Raw genomic sequence first — 19,496 nt, forward strand, 5'->3', positions numbered from 1 at the left:
GCCCAAGCAAGGCTTCAACCTTCACTCCGGCGCCGCACCGACCGGCGGGCCGCCGGGCGGGCGGTGCAGGAAGGTGAGCGACGCGTAGGCGCCGACCCAGGAGCCGATCGCGGCGAAGGCGACATAAGTCGCGTTCTCGGTGTAGCTGATGACGGCGTAGGAGGAGAGCAGGTACCAGATCGCGCTCCAGGTCGCCGCCGGCACGCGCTTGCGCGCCACCACTGCGGAGGTGAACATGACGTAGACCGCGTCGGTGGCGGCGGTCGCGAGCAACACGGCACCCGCGGTGAGGGGATCGATGGCAGCCATTGCAGTCCTTTCCGTGCTAGAGAGCATGATCCGGAAAGTGTGAAGCGGTTTTCCGAAAAGACCATGCTCAAACAAATAACCCATGGCGCGATGAGGTTTCATCCCAATCTCACCGCGCCTTGATGAAAAGCGTCAAGCCAAGCTAACGGGAGCAGGTGGCCATGCAAAGTCCAGCCGATATCCTCCGGAACATCTGGACCTCCGCCGGCGGCGATGCCGCCGCGCTCGCGCGCGTGCGGCTGGGCGGCGAGGAGCCGCAAATCCCGTCCTCATTCCGCGTCGCGGCGGCAGGTCAGGTCAGCATTGCCGCGGCGGGCTTAGCTGCCGCCGAAATCTGGAGGCAGCGCACGGGCGAGGCGCAGGATGTTGCCGTGGACATGCGCCATGCCGTCGTCGAATGCCGCTCCGAACGTTACCTGCGTGTCGACGACAAGCCGCCGCCGCCGGCCTGGGACGCGATCGCCGGCGTCTACAAGACCGGCGACGGCCGCTTCGTTCGCTGCCACACCAACTTTCCCCACCATCGCGACGCCGTCTGCAAGGTGCTCGGTTGCGAGGCTGAGCGCGAAAAGGTGCAGGCCGCACTGATGCAATGGAAGGGCGAGGATTTCGAGACCGCGGCCTATGCTGCGGGCGGCGTCGTTGCGCTGATGCGTTCCCACAGCGAATGGTCCGCACTGCCGCAGGCGCGTGCGCTGGCCGAGTTGCCGCTCGTCTCGATCGAGAAGATCGGCGAGGCGCTGCCAAAGCCTTGGCCGAAAGGCGATCGCCCGCTCGCGGGCCTGCGTGTGCTCGATCTGTCGCGCGTCATCGCAGGGCCTGTTGCTGGCCGCACGCTCGCCGTTCACGGCGCCGATGTGCTGCTGGTGTCCGGCCCCGATCTGCCCGCCATCCCCTGGCTCACCATCGACACCGGGCGCGGCAAGCTCACGACCTTCATCGAGCTGAAGAGCGATGCGGGCCGCAAGCAGCTCCGTGCGCTGCTCGCGGAAGCCGACATCTTCTCGCAGGGCTATCGCCCGCGCTCTCTCGCCGCGCTCGGCTTTGCGCCGGAAGATGCGGCGCGCATCAATCCCGGCATCGTCTATGTCACGCTTTCGGCCTACGGCCATTCCGGCCCCTGGGCGGAGCGGCGCGGCTTCGACTCGCTGGTGCAGACCACGACCGGTTTCAACCATGCGGAGGGGCAGGCCGCGGGCCTCGACGGGCCCAAGGAATTGCCCGCGCAGATGCTCGACCACGCCACCGGCTACCTCATGGCGTTCGGCGCGATGATGGCCAAGGCGCGCCAGGCCCGCGAGGGCGGTAGCTGGCACGTGCGCGTGTCGCTCGCGCAAACCGGGCGCTGGTTGTGGAATCTCGGCCGGCTCGCAGACGGTCTGAAAACCCCGGATCTTACGGGGGCGGCTGTACATCCTGCGTTCATCCAGACCATGCCATCGGGTTTCGGAATGTTGAAAGCGGTGAGCCATTCGGCGATGCTGTCGAAAACCCCGGCCGTGTGGCAACGACCGGCAATGCCGCTCGGCAGCCACCCGCCGGAATGGCCGAGCCGTAGCTGACACGAAGCTGACATAGAACTGACGTCGCAAAATTTTAACGCAAACCCAAAGGCGACCTGCGTTTTTTAGGTTGTCTGAAATCTCAATTCGGCACTATTAGCGCGACCGATGAGGCAGTCATTTTGCTGAATTCATCGCGAGAATGACCGGGCCCCATGTTAGTCAAAAATACCAAGCAATTGCAGGTATTTACGAAGAAGCGGCTGATCGCGTCCGTAGTTTTACTGACGCTCGCCGGCGGCGCTGCCTATGCCTACCTCTATGCGGGGGGCAAGGAAAAGAACCACTCGGAAGTCTCCAGCCAGTCGCGCAAGAACGCGCAGAACTTCATGCCGACGCCGTCCGAATGGGCGACACTGTCGATCGAGCCCGTGAAGCAAAAGACCTTCCGCGCCGAATATGTCACCGAAGGCAAGGTCGCGGTCGACGAGGACCGCTCGACGCCAGTCTTCTCGCCCTATGCGGGCAGGGTCACCAAGCTGCTCGTGAAGCCCGGCGAGAGCGTCAAGCAGGGTCAACCCCTGTTCTTGATCGAGGCTGCCGATACCGTGCAGGCCCAGAACGATTTCATCGCGGCGATGACGTCGCAGAACAAGGCTAAATCGTCGCTCGAGCTCGCCGACATCCAGTTCAAGCGCGCCAAGGATCTCTATGAAGGCCACGCCGTTCCGCTGAAGGATTATCAGCAGGCGGAGGCGACCCAGGTCCAGGCGCAGAACGACATGCGCTCCTCGGTGACGGCGCTGGAGGCCGCGCGCAACAAGCTGCGCATCCTCGGCTTCACCGACGAGTCGATCAAGGCATTCGGGGACAAGGGCAGCATCAATCCGGAGATCACGATTTACGCGCCGATCTCGGGCACGGTCGTGCAGCGCAAGATCGGCCCTGGCCAATATGTCAGCGCGGGCGCCAGCGATCCGGTGTTCGTGATCGGCGATCTCTCGACCGTGTGGCTCACGGCCTTTGTGCGCGAGAGCGATGCCGCCTCAGTCTGCGTCGATCAGGACATTACCGTGAATGTGATGGCGCTGCCGGGCCGCCCCTTCACCGCCAAGATCAATTACGTCGCCGCCGCGATCGACCCCAACACCCGCCGCCTTCTGGTCCGCGCCACCATCGACAACAAGGAAGGCCTGCTCAAGCCCGAGATGTTCGCCAACGTGACGATCTATTCGGCCGGCGGTCGTGGGGCGCCGGCAGTGCCGAAGCAGGCTTTGATCTATGAAGGTGACCAGGTCCGCATCTGGGTCGCGCGCGAGGACAAGTCGGTCGAGCTGCGCCAGATCAAGATCGGGCTCGTCAACGGCGATCTCGTCGAAGTCACAAGCAATCTGAAACCGGGCGAACAGATTGTCACCAAGGGCAGCCTGTTCATCGATCGCGCGGCCTCCGGCAGCTAATCCGCGGCCGGCGCAAAGAAAAACCAATCTGAATGGATCGCCTCGTCGCCCTTGCCGTCAATCGCCGCTACCTGATGGTCGGCATGTTCGTCGCCGTGCTGATCGGCGGCCTGATTGCGTTCAACCAGCTCAACATCGAGGCCTATCCCGATCCGACGCCGCCGATGGTCGACGTGGTGACGCAGAGCCCGGGCTTGTCGGCCGAGGAGATCGAGCGCTACATCACGATCCCGATCGAGACCCAGGTCGCGGGCCTGAAGAACCTCACGACCATCCGCACCATCTCGCTGTACGGCCTCTCCGACGTCAAACTGCAATTCTCCTTCGCCTACACCTATGACGAGGCGTTGCAGCAGGTCTTGAACCGGCTGGCGCAGCTCGCGCCGCTCCCCGGCAACGTGCAGCCGCAGATTTCGCCCTTGAGCCCGATCGGCGAAATCTTCCGCTACCGCCTGGTCGGCCCGCCGAACTACAGCGTGCTCGATCTCAAGACGATCCAGGACTGGATCCTCCAGCGCCGCTTCCGCGCCGTGCCCGGCGTGATCGACGTCACCGGGTGGGGCGGCAAGACCAAGACCTACGAGCTCCAGGTCGACTTCAACAAGCTGATGGCCAACGGCCTTACCTTGCCGCAAGTCCTGCAGGCTGTGAGCAATTCCAACGTCAATGTGGGCGGCAACACCGTCAATATCGGCTCGCAATCGGCCGTGGTGCGCGGCGTCGGCCTGATCCGCTCGATCGACGACCTCGCCAATACCATGATCGCGCAGACCAACGGCAATCCGGTGCTGGTGAAGGATGTCGCCACAGTCACCGTCGGCGAGAAGCCACGGCTCGGCATCGCCGGCCTCGACGATGACGACGACATCGTGCAAGGCATCGTGCTGATGCGCCGCGGCGAGCAGAGCACGCCGACCATCAAGCGCGTCGAGCAGCTCGTCGCGCAGATCAACAACTCGACCATCCTGCCGCCCGGCGTGCGCATCGAGCGCATCTACGATCGCAAGGACCTGATCGACCTCACCACCCACACCGTGCTGCACAACATGGTGGTCGGCATTTTGCTAATTGTGCTGTTGCAGTGGATATTCTTAGGCGATCTGCGCAGCGCGCTGATCGTCGGCGCCACGATTCCATTCGCGCTGTTCTTTGCCGTGATCATCCTGGTGCTGCGCGGCGAGTCGGCAAACCTGCTGTCGGTCGGTGCGATCGATTTCGGCCTGATCGTGGACGCCACCGTCATCATGGTGGAGGCGATCTTCCGTCGCCTGACGCAGACGACGCCGCTTTCCGAGCTCGAGCATGCCTCGCCCGAGACGTTGTTTGGCATGAAGAGCCATGCCATCCTGTCGGCCGCGGCCGACGTGTCGCGCTCGATCTTCTTTGCCGCTGCCATCATCATTGCGGCCTTCATCCCGCTGTTCACGCTGTCCGGTGTCGAGGGCAACATTTTCGGACCGATGGCGCGTACTTACGCCTATGCCCTTGCCGGCGGCCTGCTTGCAACCTTCACGGTGACGCCGGCGCTGTCTGCGATCATCTTGCCCGCGCATGTCGAGGAGACCGAGACCAGGATCATGCTGCTCCTGCACCGGATCTATATGCCGGTGCTGCATTGGGCGGTCAGCAACCGCAACATCGTGCTGGGCGGCGCCATCGGCCTCGTCGTCATGACGCTCGCGATCGGCCGGTTGCTCGGCCTCGAATTCCTGCCGAAGCTCGAGGAAGGCAACCTCTGGATCCGCGCCACGCTGCCGCCGACCATCTCGCTCCAGGAAGGCAACACTTACGTCAACGAGATGCGCAAGGTCATCCGCGCGCGGCCCGAGGTCGAATCCGTTGTGTCGCAGCACGGCCGTCCCGATGACGGCACTGATGCGGCCGGTTTCTTCAACGCCGAGTTCTTCGCGCCGCTGAAGCCCGCGAGCGAGTGGCCTGGCACCCACGACAAGGAAGAGCTGACCGCGCAGCTGCTCAAGCAGCTCGACGACCGCTTCCCGGGCGTCGAGTTCAACTTCTCGCAATATCTCCAGGACAACGTCTCCGAAGCCGTCTCCGGCGTGAAGGGCGAGAACTCGATCAAGCTGTTCGGTAGTGACTTGAAGGCGCTGACCGATACCGCCAACAAGATCAAGTCGGTGCTCTCGACGGTGCAGGGCGTTACCGATCTTGCGGTGTTCACCTCGCTCGGACAGCCGACTATTCAAATCGACATCGACCGCGCCAAGGCCGCGCGCTATGGGCTCGCGCCCGGCGATATCAACGCCACTATCAAGGTCGCGATCGGCGGTGACACAGCGGGCGACCTCTATGAACCCGGAAGCGATCGCCATTTCCCGATCATCGTTCGCCTAGCGCCGGAATATCGCAAGAGCGCCGAGGCGATCCAGAATCTGCGCATCGGCGCGCCCGGGCCGAACGGCACCGTCACCCAGATTCCCTTGAGCGAGGTCGCCTCGATCAACCTCGTTTCGGGTGCGGCCTATATCTATCGCGAGCAGCAGGAGCGCTATCTGCCGATCAAGTTCTCGGTGCGCGAGCGCGACCTCGGCAGCGCGATCCGCGAAGCGCAGCAGAAGATCGCCGAACAGGTGCAACTGCCGCCCGGCTCGCACATGGAATGGGTCGGCGAGTACGGCAATCTCCAGGATGCGATCCGGCGGCTGTCGATCGTGGTGCCGATCTCGCTCGCCCTGATCGGTATCCTGCTCTGGTTCAATTTCGGCTCGATGACCGACACGCTGCTTGCCATGAGCGTGATCCCGATGGCGATCTTCGGCGGCGTGCTCGGGCTCGTCATCACCGGCACTGCCTTCAGCGTCTCGGCGGCGATCGGCTTCATCGCGCTGTTCGGCATCGCCGTGATGGACGGCATCATCATCATCTCGCAGTTCAACCAGCTGATCGACGAAGGCCTCGACCGCATGACCGCGGTGGTGCGTACCGGCGAGTTGCAGCTCCGCCCGGTGCTGATGACCTGCGTGGTCGCCGGTGTCGGCCTGCTGCCGGCCGCGCTGTCCGAAGGCATCGGCTCGCAGGTGCAAAAGCCGCTCGCGGTCGTCGTCGTCACCGGTATGATGCTGGCGCCGGTGGTCATCCTGGTGACGCTGCCGGTCCTGATCTCCTTCTTCTCGCGCCGCGCCCGCTGATCCCTTGTGGGCATATGCCCACAAATCCTGCCCACTCGGTTTGTGGTTGACGAACTGCTCCGGCGTTCCTTGATTAAAGGCAAGGACAACCGCGGGAGAGACGAGCCATGCGGATCGAGGATCACGCGGGCAGGGGAGCTGCCACGGCGGAGCAGATCCTGGGCGAGATCCGGGATTACTGCCGTGCGACCCGGACGGCGGAATCGACCTTTGGCCGGCTCGTCGTCAATGACGGCAAGCTGGTATCCCGCCTGCGCGACGGCGCCAAGATCACGACCGGCACGCTCGACAAGGTGCGCGCCTATCTCAGCGAGCACCGGCCGGAGCCATCGGGTAGCTCAGCGACCGTCGCGGTGAAGGCGGCCAATGGCGTGGCTCCCGCGGTCGAGGCCGCGCCGCCCGGCTTCCGCTTCTTCGACAACCGGCAGAAATATCTCCTGTTCGTCTCGACCTGTAGCGAGAAGACCGAGGTCGCCAATCGCATCTCGCTGGAGATCTCCAATCTCCAGCCGGCCCCGCCGGCGCTCAGGCTGTTCGACGCCGGTTCCGGCGACGGAACCGTGCTGTCACGCGTGATGCGGGCGCTGCATGCGCGTTTCCCCGCGATGCCGCTCTATGTCGTTGCCAAGGAGATCTCCTACGAAGACGTCCGCATGATGCTGGAGAAGATGGCGGACCGCCTGTTCGAGCATCCCGCAACCGTGCTGGTGGTGACCAATCTCTATTACGGCGAAGCGCCCTGGCTGACGCCGCGCTCGGCAACCGCGGCGCAAGGCCTCCTGTGGAAGGACGTCGCACTCTCGGGCAACACCGCGCACGGCTTTGCCGAGCAGATCGGCGAGCTCGAGCCGTTCCTCGCCGAGAACTGGCGCGCCGGCATCAGCCAGAAGACCGGCAATCCCGTCTATATGCGGCCGGTGATCCTGACGCTGAGGCGCGAGGACCATTCCTTCCTGCTCGATCCGATCATGCCGCGGCCCGGCCGCGTGATGGCTGACTACGATCTCGTCATCGCCTCGCAGCCCTATCGGGCGCGTGCCTCCATCGAATTCAAGGCCTCTAAGGTGGTGACGCCGCTGGTGCGCGCTTTGCGTCCCGGCGGGCGGCTGATCGGCATCCATTCCCATGGCCGCGATCCCGGCATGGAGATCATCGACCAGGTCTGGCCTGGCGACGATCCCTTTGACACCGACCGTTACGCCATCCTGCGCCAGGTCAAGCACGAGCTCGGCTCGGCGGCGCGGCACTACAATTTCAACGCCTCGTCGGATGCGCGCGCGATCTTCCGCTATCGCATGCACACGCTGCCCGATGAAGTCTCGGGCCCGATCGGCACCTCGACGCTGTTCGCGGCCTGGAACGCGGCGATCTATGTCGCGCAGATCGAGGACGACAGGCTGTCCGAGGTCGTGCGCGACGGCCGCTATCTCGAGGCGACCGATCGCGTGGTGCGCAAGCACGGCGGGCTCTGGTTCAACGACGAGACCTATGTGATCTCGCGCCGCCGGGCGCCGGCGTGAACGATCGGAGCGCGCGATGACGATAACGCTCCAACAGTCCCTCTCCGGCGATCTCGCCGCACGGCTGCCGCAGGCGTCGGTGGAAATCTCCTCGCGCGGGCATCAGCTCGACGAGCTGCGCGAGCATTTTGCGCCTGACATCGATGTCAGCATCACCTTCCTGCCCGGCGACCACTACCAGCACAATGTCGAGACTGCGGCTGCTCTGCGCCGCGCCGGCTTCAACCCCGTGCCGCACATCGCGGCGCGCGAGATCGCCTCGCGCCAGGCGCTGGACGATTTCTTCCGCAGGCTGCGCGGCGAGGCGGACGTCGACCGCATCCTCCTGATTGCCGGCGACCTCGCCATCGCCAAGGGGCCGTTCAAGTCGAGCCGCGACGTCGCCGCAAGCGGCCTGATCGAGACGCACGGCTTCACGCGCGTCAGCGTCGCCGGCCATCCGGAAGGGCACCCTTACCTCGACGCAGCCCAGACGATGAAGTCGCTTGCGGCCTGGCGCGACTGGGGCAGGGAGCGGCAGGTCGCTGTCGATGTGGTCACGCAGTTTTGCTTTGAAGCCACGCCGATCCTGAACTGGCTGGGCGAGCTTCGCATCGCCGCCATCGATCTTCCCGTGGTGATCGGGCTCGCCGGTCCTGCGAGTCCCGCGACGCTGATGAAGTTTGCACTCCGTTGCGGCGTCGGCAATTCGATCCGCGCCGTGCGCAATCAGATCGGCCGCTACGGCCGGCTGCTCACCGAGACCGGGCCGGACGAGGTCGTGCGCGGGCTCGAGGCTGCACCGAGGGCTGCAACGTCGCCGGTCAGCGGCTTCCATCTGTTCCCGTTCGGCGGTCTCCGCAAATCCGCGCGCTGGCTGAACGAGCACGCCAGCGTGCCCGATGCCCATCAAAACCCGTAAAGCCGCGCTGGATTGTCGACCAGGATCTTCTTGCGAATGTCTGCATCCGGCGCCCAGACCGGGAGCTGGTTGAGCAGCCGGCCGTCGTCGATCTGATAGAGCGGAGCGATGTCGGTGGCCTTTCGTCCCTCCACATGGCCCGAATCCGGATGCGGCCAGTCGGTGCCCCAGACGATACGATCGGCATTGGCCGCGATCAGCGCGCGGGCGAACGGCACCATGTCCTGGTAATCGGGCGCGAGTTTCGACGAGCGATAGGCGCCCGAGATTTTCACATAGGCCTTGCCCGATTTCACGAGCTCGAGGAGGTCGGAGAATCCCGCCTGCTCAAGCCCGAGTGATGCCTCCAGGCCGCCGAAATGATCGAACACCATCGGCACCGGCGCGGCCGCTACGAGATCCTTGATCGCGGAGATCATCGGCAGCGTGGTGTAGAGCTGCACATGCCAGCCGCGCGACTTCATGCGTTCGACGGCGGCCGTGAAGCGCGCGCGTCCCACATTGGGATCGCTGATGCCTCCGGTTGCCAGATTAATGCGGATGCCGCGGAAGCCGTCCGCTTGCATCGCATCGAGCTGGGCTTCCGTCGTCCTGTCGTCGATCACGGCCACGCCGCGTGCGGTGGCGCCGCGGGCCTTCATGCCGAACAGGCTGGACGAATTGTCGGTGCCGTAGACGCTTGGCGTCACAATCACCACGCGCGCGATATGCAGCGCCTTGTGCAGCGCCGCCATCTCCCCCGGCGACGCCGGCTCCGGCGTATAGACGCGACCCGCGAAGAAGGGGAATTTCTCGGGATCGCCGTGGATGTGGGTGTGGCAGTCGCAGGCATCGGCCGGGACATCGAAATTGACTGATGTCGACGGCTGCGACGCCCCACCGTGGGCTTTGCTGGTCATGGTTACTCCTAGTGTTGTGACTCCAAGGTTCATTCCGTCACGCCGGCGCCCGATGCGCCCGTCAGATGATTGCGGCAGCTTTTCATGGTCATGTCCCGAGAATGGCTTGAACCGGGCGGCTGGCGGTTTGACTAATGATCCGCGCTCCCGGATCATCTCTCTCCCACCGGAATCACTTTATGCAAAAATCCTTTGGCAAATTCAAAGCAGGCGTCTCGGCCGCCGCAATCCTCGTCGCGCTGTTCGGCGTTTATGGCTTCCGCAAGCTTCAGGCGCTGGCGGCCGATCCGACCGGTCCGAAGGACTGCCGGGCTGCGGATGACATCGGCGAGCAGGGCAAGATCGACGTCAAGATCGACCTGGAGAAGGTGAGGGCGATCGCGCCGCTTCAGGGCGTGAAGTGGTCGCAGCTCGGCGGCAATATCAATGATGCAAGCTGCCTCAACCGCACCGAGATCTACGGCGTGGTCGAGGTGCACAGCGTCGACGATATCGCAAAAACGCTGGCCTTTGCGCGCGCCAACAAGCTGCCGGTGACGACGGCCGGCGTGCGTCATTCCATGGGTGGCCAGGCGTTCCGCAAGGGCGGCATCGTGCTGGACATGCGGGCGTTCAACCGCATCACGCTCAACGAGGCGGCGCGCAGCGTCACGGTGCAGCCGGGCGCGACCTGGCACGACATCCAGATCGCGCTGCATCCGCGCTTTGCGGTGCGCGCGATGCAGTCGACCGACATCTTCAGCGTCGGCGGTTCGATCTCGGTCAATGCCCACGGCATGGACCACCAGGCCGGCGCGCTGGCCCGATCGATCAAGTCGATGAAGGTGATGCTGGCGGACGGATCGATCCAAAACGTCTCGCCAACGGAGAATGCGGAGCTGTTCAACCTCGTGGTCGGCGGCTACGGCCTGTTCGGCGTCATCGTCGAGGCCGAGCTCGATATCGCCGACAACACGGTCTACCAGACCGGACGGCGCGTGCTCGACTACAAGGCGTTCCCGGCGCTGTTCGCGGACGACATCGAGAAGGACGGCAATATCGGACTGATGTACGGCCATCTGTCGACCGCGCCGAGCAGCTTCCTCCAGGAGATGCTGCTCTACACCTACACCAAGGCCGATGGGACGGACTTCAAGCGGCAGCCGCTCGGCGAGGTCAGCAGCACGAAACTCCGGCGCCTCACCATCAACCTGTCGAAGCAGGGGCCGTTCTTCCAGGAGCTGAAGTGGCTCTCGGAAAAACACATCGAGCACCGCATGGAGAACTGCACGGTGACGCGGGCGCAGGCGATCGCCTCGGGCGAGGCCTGCCTCGTCAGCCGCAACGATCCGATGCACGACTCCGTGCCCTATTTGCGCAACGCGCTGCAGGAGGAGACCGACATCCTCCACGAATACTTCATCCCGCGCAAAAACTTCGTCGCCTTCGTCGACGGCATGCGCAGGATCATGCTCGACAACAAGACCAATCTCCTGAACGCGTCGGTTCGCGTCGTGCACAAGGAAGACAATTTCCTCACCTATTCGCCGGAGCCGGCGTTTTCGCTGGTGCTCTACATCAACCAGCCGACGGACGATGAGGGTAACCGCCGCATGAAGAAGGTAACGGAAGAGCTGATCGACCTCACCATCGCCAATCAGGGGCGCTTCTTCCTGCCGTACCAGCTCTATTACTCGCGCGACCAGCTCAAGAAGTCCTATCCAGAGATCGACGACTTCTTCGCGGCCAAGCGCAAATACGACCCGGTCGGTCTCTTCACCAACACGATGTATCAGAAATACGCATCGTAGAGCCGCAAGAGATTACGCCGCCCATCGAGGCGGCAGCGGACCCATGCTTGGATCATCCCAGTCTCATTGCGGATAGAAGCCTGAAGCTACTAAGCCCGGAACTCCATCTATGGTCACTTTGCTCACATAAGCCCATTTCTGCGACGGCTCGGTTTGCCCGGGCTTGGGAAACATATAGTCGACCCATCCCGACCCCTTCGTTTCAGCCGTCTTGATAATTTCGTTATGGAACAGCTTGCCCTTAGCGTCCTTCTGACCGCTCACGTTGGTCCCTTCGCGCATCGGAAAAGCGGGATTGAGCAACACGTTGCCCTTCAAATCGTAGGCGAACAAATATGTCGTGCCGTGAAACCACTCGCTATCTTTTTTTCTGAACTCGATAAAAGCTGCCTTGCCATCCTTATCGATCAGCGCCGCAGCTTTATCGACCAACGCTTTGGTTTGTTTTGCTTGCTCTGAAAGCGGTGGAGCATCTTGGGAAATTGCCGGCGAAGCAGACGCAAGCAATATGGCAACTATGAAGCCGGTGACTGGAGCCTTCGTGTTCATCGCGATCTCCCGATCATGCTTGGAAAAAAGTTGCCAATTAGAGTTGGACCATCGCCCCTTTCATGACGAATAAAACGATACTACCGAGGAGGCATCTTGAGAAGCCGCTCCAACGCAGCACGGTGCGAGGCAAGCGTTATGTCCGGCCCCTTCGATGAAAACCCCTCTGGCGTGACTTGGGTATCAAGCGTAGCATCCCGCAAACTGTTCGGGCGGGGAGAAGCGAATGATCTCTGCTTGTTGGCTCGCCGTTTGGATTGCTTGCTTCGGCTTCGGAATGGCCGTGGTCTACCGGACAGGGCTCCGCATTGAACGTTGGTCTCGCACTCTTGGCTTGGTCTACCTCGTGCTCATTGGCCCTTCAGTTCCGATCTTGGCTTGGCTCGCGGCCGATCGGATCGTAACTGTAGAGCAGGCCAGTTGCGAGGAGTTGGACCCGGCTGCGGACCGACTGAGCGGCATGTCGCCATCCGAATTTCGCGTGCGCTGTATCGCAACCCAAGACAACTCGGATTGGCTTGCTCGGCGCAAAATATGAAAGCAGGCAGCACGTCGCCATGGGCAACGAGCATTGAGCAAGTCACGGCTAACGTCGTCGATCTGTGCGGCCGGCCGCTTCCGCCCCTAAGGGCCGTTTGCCCGTAATCCGGAAGTTCATGATCGGGGCGATTTTCCAATTCCAAGGCAAGAATCGGAGTTCGATACACGGGGACGACGCCTAGACATTGCAGCGATCGCCAGTCGATCCATGATTCCTGCAAATGAAGGGTGTTTTTCGATGAGCAAGCTGGATGATAACAAGGCCGTCGTTGGTCGTTGGTTCACCGAATTCTGGGGCAAGACCGTCAATCTTGGTGTCATTGATGAGATCGCCGCCCCCGACATGCTGCTCAAATATTCGCTGCATGAGCCCCGGCGCGGCCGGGCCGACATCAAGGCGTTCATGACCGATTTCCGCGCCGCGTTCCCCGATCTCAACTTCTGGGGCACCGCGGACCTGATCGCCGAGGGCGACTATGTCGTCGGTCAATGGGAGGGCGGTGGTACCCACACCGGCCCGGCGTTCAGCGATTTCCTGATCGGCGCACTTCCGGCTGCGACGGGCCGCAAGATGCGCTTCACGGGCACCACGGTGCTCAAGGTCGTGGACGGCAAGATTGTCGAGGAGGTCGGTCTCGATGACGGCGTCACCGCACTGACCCAGCTCGGGTTGCTCAAGGCGGCGGCCTGATCGGAACGCTTCCGCACCATCGGCACATTCGATGTCGTTGAAGAGGCTCGCACGTTGTGCGGGCCTCGTCTGCTTCTACGCGCCGCGCGCATATCATCTCTTTCACGTCGCCAATGTGCATCGCTCGGCCCGCGTCCCGATGCGCCTTCGATCGAACACAAGGACTGGAGGCGCCGTCGGAAATCGGGTGGCGACGTCTCCGGTATCGTGGAGACTGGAGCCTATGACCGCAGCGACCCTTCAGTTCCGAAAGCAGATGCCCTTCCCGGTCGCGGATGACCCGCGATGGGCCCGCGTCCTGGCGCGCGACAAGGCTGCAGATGGCCACTTCTGGTATTCGGTTTCGACGACGGGGGTCTATTGCCGGCCGTCCTGTCCATCGCGTCCGGCAAACCCGAAGAACGTCCAGCTTCACGACAGCCTGGCGAGTGCGAAGGCAACTGGATTTCGGCCCTGCAGGCGTTGCAAGCCGGACGGGCCCTCGGTCGAGGCCGAGAATTCCACGCTGGTCGCCAAGGTTTGTCGCATCATCGAGACCAGCGAGGAGGAGCCGTCGCTGGAGGAGCTGGCCGGGGCGGCCGGCTTGAGCCCCGGCTATTTTCATCGCGTCTTCAAGACCGCCACCGGGCTGACGCCGAAGAGCTATGCCGCCGAGTTCCGTGCCAGGAAGGTTCGTGAAGGTCTGGTTTCCGGCAATTCCGTAACCGAGGCGATGTACGAGGCCGGCTTCAATTCGAGCGGGAGGTTCTACGAAAAGTCGATGGGAATGCTCGGCATGACGCCATCGCGGTATCGCGCCGGAGGAGCGAACGAGGAGATCAGGTTCGCGGTCGGTCAGAGTTCTCTCGGCCCCATTCTGGTCGCATCGAGCAACAAGGGCGTCGTCGCGATTTGTCTTGGGGATGACGCGGAGGGGCTCGTCCACGATCTTCAGGATCGCTTCCCCAAAGCGCATCTGATCGGCGCTGACCGGGACTATGAGGCGATGGTCGCACGAGTGGTCGGCTTCGTGGAAGCGCCGGAGATCGGTCTCGATCTGCCGCTCGACATTCGCGGCACTGCGTTCCAGCAGCGGGTCTGGCAGGCGCTTCGGGAGATTCCCGCAGGTAGGACGGTCTGCTACGCCGAGCTCGCGCAGCGGATCGGGGCTCCGAACGCGGTGCGCGCGGTCGCCGGCGCTTGTGCGGCGAACAAGCTCGCGGTCGCCATTCCGTGCCACCGCGTCATCCGCGCGGATGGCGAGCCCGCGGGCTATCGCTGGGGCATCGAGCGCAAGCGCGACCTGCTTCAGAAGGAGACCGAGGCATGAAGCTCGTTAGAATGGATGGCGACAGAATAGGTCTCTTCGTGTTGCTGCAGAAGGGGCCCTATGCGATCGACATTGCGAACAGTCTCGGCGTCTTTCCTCACGATCCGCTGTCGAACGGCCTGCTCAACGGCGCGCTGAAAGACGGTCACGATTGGTCGATGATCGTCAGGCATTGGGTCCATCTCCGCTGGCCGTTGAAGAAGCTGCTAAGCATCGCCCTGGCAAACCCCGACACGCCTCGTCTCGTCTTGCAGCCCCTGGTCGACGCCACGGGCACAGCGAGCGTGGTCAATCCGATCATCGCCATCGAGGTAACGGATATCGAGAGCGTCGAAGAACATGATCCGACCGGCTGGCGCGCCATGCACGGGCAGTTCGCGCTGCCACCAAGGAATGAAGCTGCGCGGCAGTCTGCGGCGGATGAAACCGTTCAGGTGATCGATTTCACATCTATCGAACAGCGGCGGCGTCCTTCGTAGACGGGCGCGCTTTCCGACGCCGAGGTCGAAGACGAGTGACGACGGCGGGGACAATCGGTGAAAACAATCGCAATCACAATTCTACAGGGAGGCGGAGCTTGCGCTCGACCAGTTTCTGAATCTCGATTTCGATTGTCATGTCGCTTTTCCTCACGCGGCGCGTAGCGCGCCGACGCTTCGTCGGCGCTCCGCGTCTTTGCTTCAAATTCCAGACGGTCATTGTTCGAGCATCACCGTTTGTTGGTGGCTGACGCCGTCATGTTGGCCGCTTCAAGGGCTTGCTGCCAATACAGCTCGATCTGCTGGATCAAGGCAGGCGGCAAGGGAACGTAGTTGAGCATCTCGGCCTGCGACTTTCCGCTTTCCAATGACCAGCGAACGAAGTCGATGGCAGCCGTCGACCTGTCTTGAGACTTCGGCTGCTTGTGCATCAGAACGAATGTCGTGGCCGTGATGGGGTACGCATCCTCACCGGGAGCATTGGTGAGAACGAGATAGAAATCCTTCGTCGTCGTCCAATCCGCACTTGACGCTGCGGCCTGGAAGGACGCGGCATCGGGGACGACGAAATTGCCCGCGCTGTTCTGCACCACTCCGAAAGAAATCCTGTCTAGTCGTTGCAACGCGTAGGTATATTCGAGGTAGCCGATCGAGCCGGAAACGAGACTGACGAGGGAGGCAACGCCATCATTGCCCTTTCCGCCGAGCCCAAGCGGCCATTCGACCGAAGTGCCTTCTCCAATGGTCGCCTTCCATTGGGGGCTGACTTTCGACAGATAGTTCGACCAGTTGAATGTCGTCCCGGACCCGTCAATGCGATGAACGACGGTGATCGGCGTGTTCGGTAGCTTCAGGTCGGGATTTATCGCTTGAATAGCCGGATCGCTCCAGGACCGGAGCTTGCCAAGGTAGATGTCTGCGAGCATTTGCCCCGTGAAGTGGATCTGGCCCGGCTTGACGCCCTCGATATTGACGACCGGAACGACGCCCCCGATCACGATCGGGAATTGCATCAGGCCGAGCTTCTCCAATTCTCGCGGGTCAAGTGGCATATCAGTTGCTCCGAAATCGACGGCGGCCTTCTTGATCAGGCCGACGCCGATGCTCGAGCCCACCGGCTGATAGCTGACGGTATTCCCGGTCTTCGCCTTGTAGGCGTCGACCCATTTCGCCATCACGGGCGATACGAAGGTTGAACCCGCGCCCGTGGTATCGGCAGCCCAGCTTTGCGTTGCGACGACCAGAGCGATGAAGATGATCGATAGCCTGAGATGCTTCATCATGCCTTGACCTATCAGGTTGAGCGAGAAGTCCGTGTGGGCTATTTCACAAAAGTGTAATGGAAGAGTCAGGAAGCGGCTACAGCGATGTTCGGGCGCTTGCACGCTCCGTCGGCAATGGACCGAAGTGAATTGGTAGCGGTTGGCGAGCAGTTGTTCTTCTGAAGCTCTGATGCTCGCTTTGGGTGAAGAAGCCGGTGCGACGGACTACGCGAACTATGTCTGGGTAATCCGAAAGGTGCGGAAGTCACCCACGTTCTGCGGTCCCATTTTCCTGGGAACACACACACTCACCGGTCATTCGGGCAAACCGCCTCTCGAAAGGCGATTGGCATCAGTATTGAAATATGAACTTCTCGGCTCGTGACGCTTCACTGAAGAGCCATCACGCCTTGATCTCATTGCGCACGCCGGAAGACCCTCATGGAGAGGAGCGCGAAGCGCGTCTCTGGATGATGCTTCGCATCGCCAGGCGAGCCATGAAGGCCCGCATCTCACCCGCGGGATGAGGGGCAGAGGACTCGGACACAGTAGAATTAAGCGCGCTCAGCTCCGCTTCGGCGCGAGCCCGTTGCAGCCGCCGGCCTGCTCGGCATCGAGCATCAGCAGGGCACCGGCGGCGTAGAGCCGGCGGCAGCGTTGGAATGTGGAACCCTCCCTTTTTTGCAACCGGCGCTGTCGGAACCAGCTAGTTCGGTGTACGATGGTGTCGCGAAGGAGAATTCACCCACGTATGGGATGAATGAGCCGCGCCATGGAAGAGAAATCTCCTCAAATAAGATTGGCACAGCCACGGGGGACCGTGCTGACGAATATGGCCGTCGCAGCGCTGATAATTGCTGCGCTCTATTTCGGTCGTGAAATTTTTGTTCCCTTCGCGTTGGCAGTTCTGCTGAGTTTCGTTATGGCGCCCTTCGTGATGCGCTTACGTTCCTGGCGAATTCCGCGCACGATTTCTGTGCTGGTGGTCGTCTTCATCGGATTCTCGATCATATTCAGTCTGGGCGGTCTCATGGTTTCGCAGGCGACCCGGCTTGCCGCCAAGCTGCCTGGCTATCAACAAACATTGAGCGACAAGATCGAAAGCCTGCGCGGCTTAATGGGCGGCGGCTCTGGAACATTGGAGCAGGCGTCGACAGTTCTGAAGGAATTGAAGACAGAGTTGCAGCAACGAGATGGGACCGGTCAACCTGCTGACGGCAAACTCACCATACAGCCCTCAGACAAGCCGATACCCATACCCGTTGAGGTTAGGCAGCCCGATCCTGGTGCTCTGTCGACGTTTGGCGCAATCATCCAGCCACTGATTTCACCTTTAACGACGACGGGGATCGTCGTGATCTTTGTTGTCTTTGTCCTGCTGCAACGGGAAGATCTGAGGAATCGGCTTGTCCGACTGGCCGGATCCGCGGATATTCAACGCACGACTGCGGCCCTGGACGACGCCGGCAAGCGTCTGAGCAAACTCTTTCTTACCCAGATCGCGTTCAATGGCGCCTTCGGCCTTGCGATCGGCATAGGTCTTGAATTCATCGGTGTCCCCTCGGCTCCGCTATGGGGTCTGATCGCAATGATCATGCGATTTGTACCGTATATCGGTGCATTGATATCTGCGGTATTCCCTCTCATTCTCGCGGCGGCGGTCGGCTCGGGCTGGCAGATGCTGATACTTACGGCGGCATTGTTCCTCGTGCTTGAGCTGCTCGCAGGACAAGTCCTCGAACCCTTGATTTTTGGGCATAGCTCGGGTCTTTCCCCGATTGCAATTATCCTGTCAGCGTCATTCTGGACGTGGCTTTGGGGGCCGGTCGGATTGGTGTTGGCCACGCCCCTTACAGTTTGTCTCGTCGTCCTTGGGCGGCATGTCGATCGCCTCAGATTCCTTGACGTCATGCTTGGCGACCGACCACCGCTGACGCCGCCGCAACTGGCATATCAACGAATGTTGGCGGGAGATCCCATTGAAGCGGTGGAACAGGCGCATGAATACCTGAACGATTCGTCGCTTGAGAATTATTATGACGACATCCTGTTGAAAGGCCTAAGGCTCGCGGAGGCCGACCGTCAATTGGGGCACCTCGATGAAGGTCGACTAAATCGGGTAGTCTCAACGGTGGAAGAATTGGTCGTTGAGCTGGAGGCACATCATGACGTGGCAGCAACGGGACCCGACTCCCCGGATCTAAGCTCAAGCCCGGGAGCTGCCATCACATTCGAGCGAGCAAGCTCCGAGCACGCTTTGATTCCGGAGCCGTCGACCTCGTCGATTTCGGTCGTTTGCATTCCGGGTGCTGGGCGACTCGACGAGGCGACGGCGCTCGTGCTGGCGCAGCTGCTGCGGTACCGCGGGATTCAGGCGATAGCGGAAAAGGCTGATGCCTCGTCAATGTCGAAATTGCTTTCGCTCGAATTGGCGAACACTGCGCTTGTATGCGTCTGCTACCTAAGTCAGCCGTCCACCACCAAGATTCAGCACGTCGTTCGAGGGCTCAGCAGAAGGATTGAGGCAACCCGTATCCTGTTCGCTTTGCTGGGAACGGGAGCCGCAGAGACGGTGGAAAAGGCTTCCAATGCGCTGGTCGCGAGCGGGTCATTCAGTGCAACCCTGGAAGCAGTCGTTCACGTGACCTCCGCGCAATCGATTGATGCGTCGGGTCGGGCTAAGGCCGCAGCTCCAGTGTAAAAACGACTCAGCTAGGCAATGTCCGCTCTTCCTCGATATCGGCGCCAATGCCAAGGCTCGAGGCAAATCGAACGTCTCGGCTCGCACCGATTCAACCAGAATTCGACCCGCTTCCAAGCGTGCTCAGCTCCGCTTCGGCGCGAGCCCGTTGCAGCCGCCGGCCTGCTCGGCATCGAGCACCAGCAGGGCGCCGGCGGCGTAGAGCCGGCCGACGAAGCCGGCAGCGTTGGAGCGGGCGATGGTGACATAGGCGTTCGAGGCCAGCACGCGGCCGTCGGCCTTGGCGATTGCCGCGATCGCCTGTGCCTGCGGCCCGATCACGGCGAGCGAGCGGCCGGGCGCGGTGCCGAAGGTCAGGGCAACGACGAGCGCAAGCCAGCCCGTGACGACGAGCGTGACCGCAAGCGCGATCCTGCGGAGCGGCCGCGGCATTGT

General features: G+C 62.1%; 15 protein-coding genes. 10 read left to right on the forward strand and 5 right to left on the reverse strand.

All coding sequences use genetic code 11. The features are described from left to right. Window positions 1-21: 21 nt before the first annotated feature. Complete coding sequence (locus QQL28_RS17630) at window positions 22-309, reverse strand: hypothetical protein (RefSeq protein ID WP_284267326.1); 288 nt, start codon at window positions 307-309, stop codon at window positions 22-24. Window positions 310-470: 161 nt separating this feature from the next. Between QQL28_RS17630 and QQL28_RS17635 the strand changes: the two genes are divergently transcribed. The 5 genes from QQL28_RS17635 (at window position 471) to QQL28_RS17655 (ending at window position 8,841) form a co-directional block, all read left to right on the forward strand. After that, window positions 471-1,871 (forward strand): CoA transferase, encoded by a 1,401-nt coding sequence (locus QQL28_RS17635; RefSeq protein WP_284267327.1) that lies wholly within the window; start codon window positions 471-473, stop codon window positions 1,869-1,871. Window positions 1,872-2,026: 155 nt separating this feature from the next. Beyond that, window positions 2,027-3,271, forward strand: a complete 1,245-nt coding sequence (locus QQL28_RS17640; RefSeq protein WP_284267328.1) for an efflux RND transporter periplasmic adaptor subunit — start codon at window positions 2,027-2,029, stop codon at window positions 3,269-3,271. Window positions 3,272-3,303: 32 nt separating this feature from the next. After that, on the forward strand, window positions 3,304-6,420 hold the full coding sequence (locus tag QQL28_RS17645) for an efflux RND transporter permease subunit (protein ID WP_284267329.1): 3,117 nt from the start codon (window positions 3,304-3,306) through the stop codon (window positions 6,418-6,420). Window positions 6,421-6,527: 107 nt separating this feature from the next. Next, window positions 6,528-7,940, forward strand: a complete 1,413-nt coding sequence (locus QQL28_RS17650) for a hypothetical protein (RefSeq protein ID WP_284267330.1) — start codon at window positions 6,528-6,530, stop codon at window positions 7,938-7,940. 16 nt (window positions 7,941-7,956) lie between these two features. After that, window positions 7,957-8,841: a methylenetetrahydrofolate reductase gene (locus QQL28_RS17655; RefSeq protein WP_284267331.1), complete on the forward strand. Its 885-nt coding sequence runs from the start codon at window positions 7,957-7,959 to the stop codon at window positions 8,839-8,841. On the opposite strand, the gene QQL28_RS17660 is transcribed toward QQL28_RS17655, so the two are convergent. Beyond that, the gene (locus tag QQL28_RS17660; RefSeq protein ID WP_284267332.1) at window positions 8,829-9,740 is read right to left on the reverse strand and encodes an amidohydrolase family protein; all 912 of its coding nucleotides are present in this window, start codon (window positions 9,738-9,740) and stop codon (window positions 8,829-8,831) included. The genes QQL28_RS17655 and QQL28_RS17660 overlap by 13 nt on opposite strands. Window positions 9,741-9,919: 179 nt before the next feature. Here QQL28_RS17660 and QQL28_RS17665 point away from each other — a divergent pair, with 179 nt between their 5' ends. Next, on the forward strand, window positions 9,920-11,530 hold the full coding sequence (locus QQL28_RS17665) for an FAD-binding oxidoreductase (RefSeq protein WP_284267333.1): 1,611 nt from the start codon (window positions 9,920-9,922) through the stop codon (window positions 11,528-11,530). 63 nt (window positions 11,531-11,593) lie between these two features. Here the strand turns inward: QQL28_RS17665 and QQL28_RS17670 are convergent, their stop codons facing one another. After that, on the reverse strand, window positions 11,594-12,079 hold the full coding sequence (locus QQL28_RS17670; RefSeq protein ID WP_284267334.1) for a cache domain-containing protein: 486 nt from the start codon (window positions 12,077-12,079) through the stop codon (window positions 11,594-11,596). A gap of 778 nt (window positions 12,080-12,857) precedes the next feature. Here QQL28_RS17670 and QQL28_RS17675 point away from each other — a divergent pair. The 3 genes from QQL28_RS17675 to QQL28_RS17685 all read left to right on the forward strand — a co-directional run bounded on the left by QQL28_RS17675 (window position 12,858) and on the right by QQL28_RS17685 (window position 15,098). Beyond that, on the forward strand, window positions 12,858-13,310 hold the full coding sequence (locus QQL28_RS17675) for an ester cyclase (protein WP_284267335.1): 453 nt from the start codon (window positions 12,858-12,860) through the stop codon (window positions 13,308-13,310). Window positions 13,311-13,533: 223 nt separating this feature from the next. Next, a complete protein-coding gene (gene ada, locus QQL28_RS17680) occupies window positions 13,534-14,619 on the forward strand; it encodes a bifunctional DNA-binding transcriptional regulator/O6-methylguanine-DNA methyltransferase Ada (RefSeq protein ID WP_284267336.1) in 1,086 nt (361 codons plus the stop codon). Continuing rightward, on the forward strand, window positions 14,616-15,098 hold the full coding sequence (locus QQL28_RS17685) for a hypothetical protein (protein WP_284267337.1): 483 nt from the start codon (window positions 14,616-14,618) through the stop codon (window positions 15,096-15,098). The genes ada and QQL28_RS17685 overlap by 4 nt, the downstream gene beginning before the upstream one ends. Before the next feature lie 230 nt (window positions 15,099-15,328). On the opposite strand, the gene pstS is transcribed toward QQL28_RS17685, so the two are convergent. Then, window positions 15,329-16,381, reverse strand: coding sequence for a phosphate ABC transporter substrate-binding protein PstS (pstS, locus tag QQL28_RS17690; protein WP_284267338.1), 1,053 nt, complete (start codon window positions 16,379-16,381; stop codon window positions 15,329-15,331). A gap of 751 nt (window positions 16,382-17,132) precedes the next feature. Between pstS and QQL28_RS17695 the strand changes: the two genes are divergently transcribed. Then, window positions 17,133-19,061 carry an AI-2E family transporter gene (locus QQL28_RS17695; RefSeq protein ID WP_284267339.1) on the forward strand — a complete coding sequence of 643 codons (1,929 nt, stop codon included), beginning with the start codon at window positions 17,133-17,135 and terminating at the stop codon, window positions 19,059-19,061. 123 nt (window positions 19,062-19,184) lie between these two features. On the opposite strand, the gene QQL28_RS17700 is transcribed toward QQL28_RS17695, so the two are convergent. Next, a complete protein-coding gene (locus QQL28_RS17700) occupies window positions 19,185-19,493 on the reverse strand; it encodes a hypothetical protein (RefSeq protein ID WP_284267340.1) in 309 nt (102 codons plus the stop codon). Between the last annotated feature and the right edge of the window lie 3 nt (window positions 19,494-19,496).

It is taken from the genome of Bradyrhizobium iriomotense, from assembly GCF_030160715.1.
Lineage (GTDB): Bacteria > Pseudomonadota > Alphaproteobacteria > Rhizobiales > Xanthobacteraceae > Bradyrhizobium > Bradyrhizobium iriomotense.

Coding starts and splice junctions, on each gene's coding strand:
- QQL28_RS17635 (WP_284267327.1), top strand. CDS start 471: ATGCAAAGTCCAGCCGATATCCTCCGGAACATCTGGACCTCCGCCGGC.
- QQL28_RS17685 (WP_284267337.1), top strand. CDS start 14,616: ATGAAGCTCGTTAGAATGGATGGCGACAGAATAGGTCTCTTCGTGTTG.
- QQL28_RS17645 (WP_284267329.1), top strand. CDS start 3,304: ATGGATCGCCTCGTCGCCCTTGCCGTCAATCGCCGCTACCTGATGGTC.
- pstS (WP_284267338.1), bottom strand. CDS start 16,381: ATGATGAAGCATCTCAGGCTATCGATCATCTTCATCGCTCTGGTCGTC.
- ada (WP_284267336.1), top strand. CDS start 13,534: ATGACCGCAGCGACCCTTCAGTTCCGAAAGCAGATGCCCTTCCCGGTC.
- QQL28_RS17660 (WP_284267332.1), bottom strand. CDS start 9,740: ATGACCAGCAAAGCCCACGGTGGGGCGTCGCAGCCGTCGACATCAGTC.
- QQL28_RS17675 (WP_284267335.1), top strand. CDS start 12,858: ATGAGCAAGCTGGATGATAACAAGGCCGTCGTTGGTCGTTGGTTCACC.
- QQL28_RS17630 (WP_284267326.1), bottom strand. CDS start 309: ATGGCTGCCATCGATCCCCTCACCGCGGGTGCCGTGTTGCTCGCGACC.
- QQL28_RS17665 (WP_284267333.1), top strand. CDS start 9,920: ATGCAAAAATCCTTTGGCAAATTCAAAGCAGGCGTCTCGGCCGCCGCA.
- QQL28_RS17655 (WP_284267331.1), top strand. CDS start 7,957: ATGACGATAACGCTCCAACAGTCCCTCTCCGGCGATCTCGCCGCACGG.
- QQL28_RS17650 (WP_284267330.1), top strand. CDS start 6,528: ATGCGGATCGAGGATCACGCGGGCAGGGGAGCTGCCACGGCGGAGCAG.
- QQL28_RS17640 (WP_284267328.1), top strand. CDS start 2,027: ATGTTAGTCAAAAATACCAAGCAATTGCAGGTATTTACGAAGAAGCGG.
- QQL28_RS17695 (WP_284267339.1), top strand. CDS start 17,133: ATGGAAGAGAAATCTCCTCAAATAAGATTGGCACAGCCACGGGGGACC.
- QQL28_RS17670 (WP_284267334.1), bottom strand. CDS start 12,079: ATGAACACGAAGGCTCCAGTCACCGGCTTCATAGTTGCCATATTGCTT.
- QQL28_RS17700 (WP_284267340.1), bottom strand. CDS start 19,493: ATGCCGCGGCCGCTCCGCAGGATCGCGCTTGCGGTCACGCTCGTCGTC.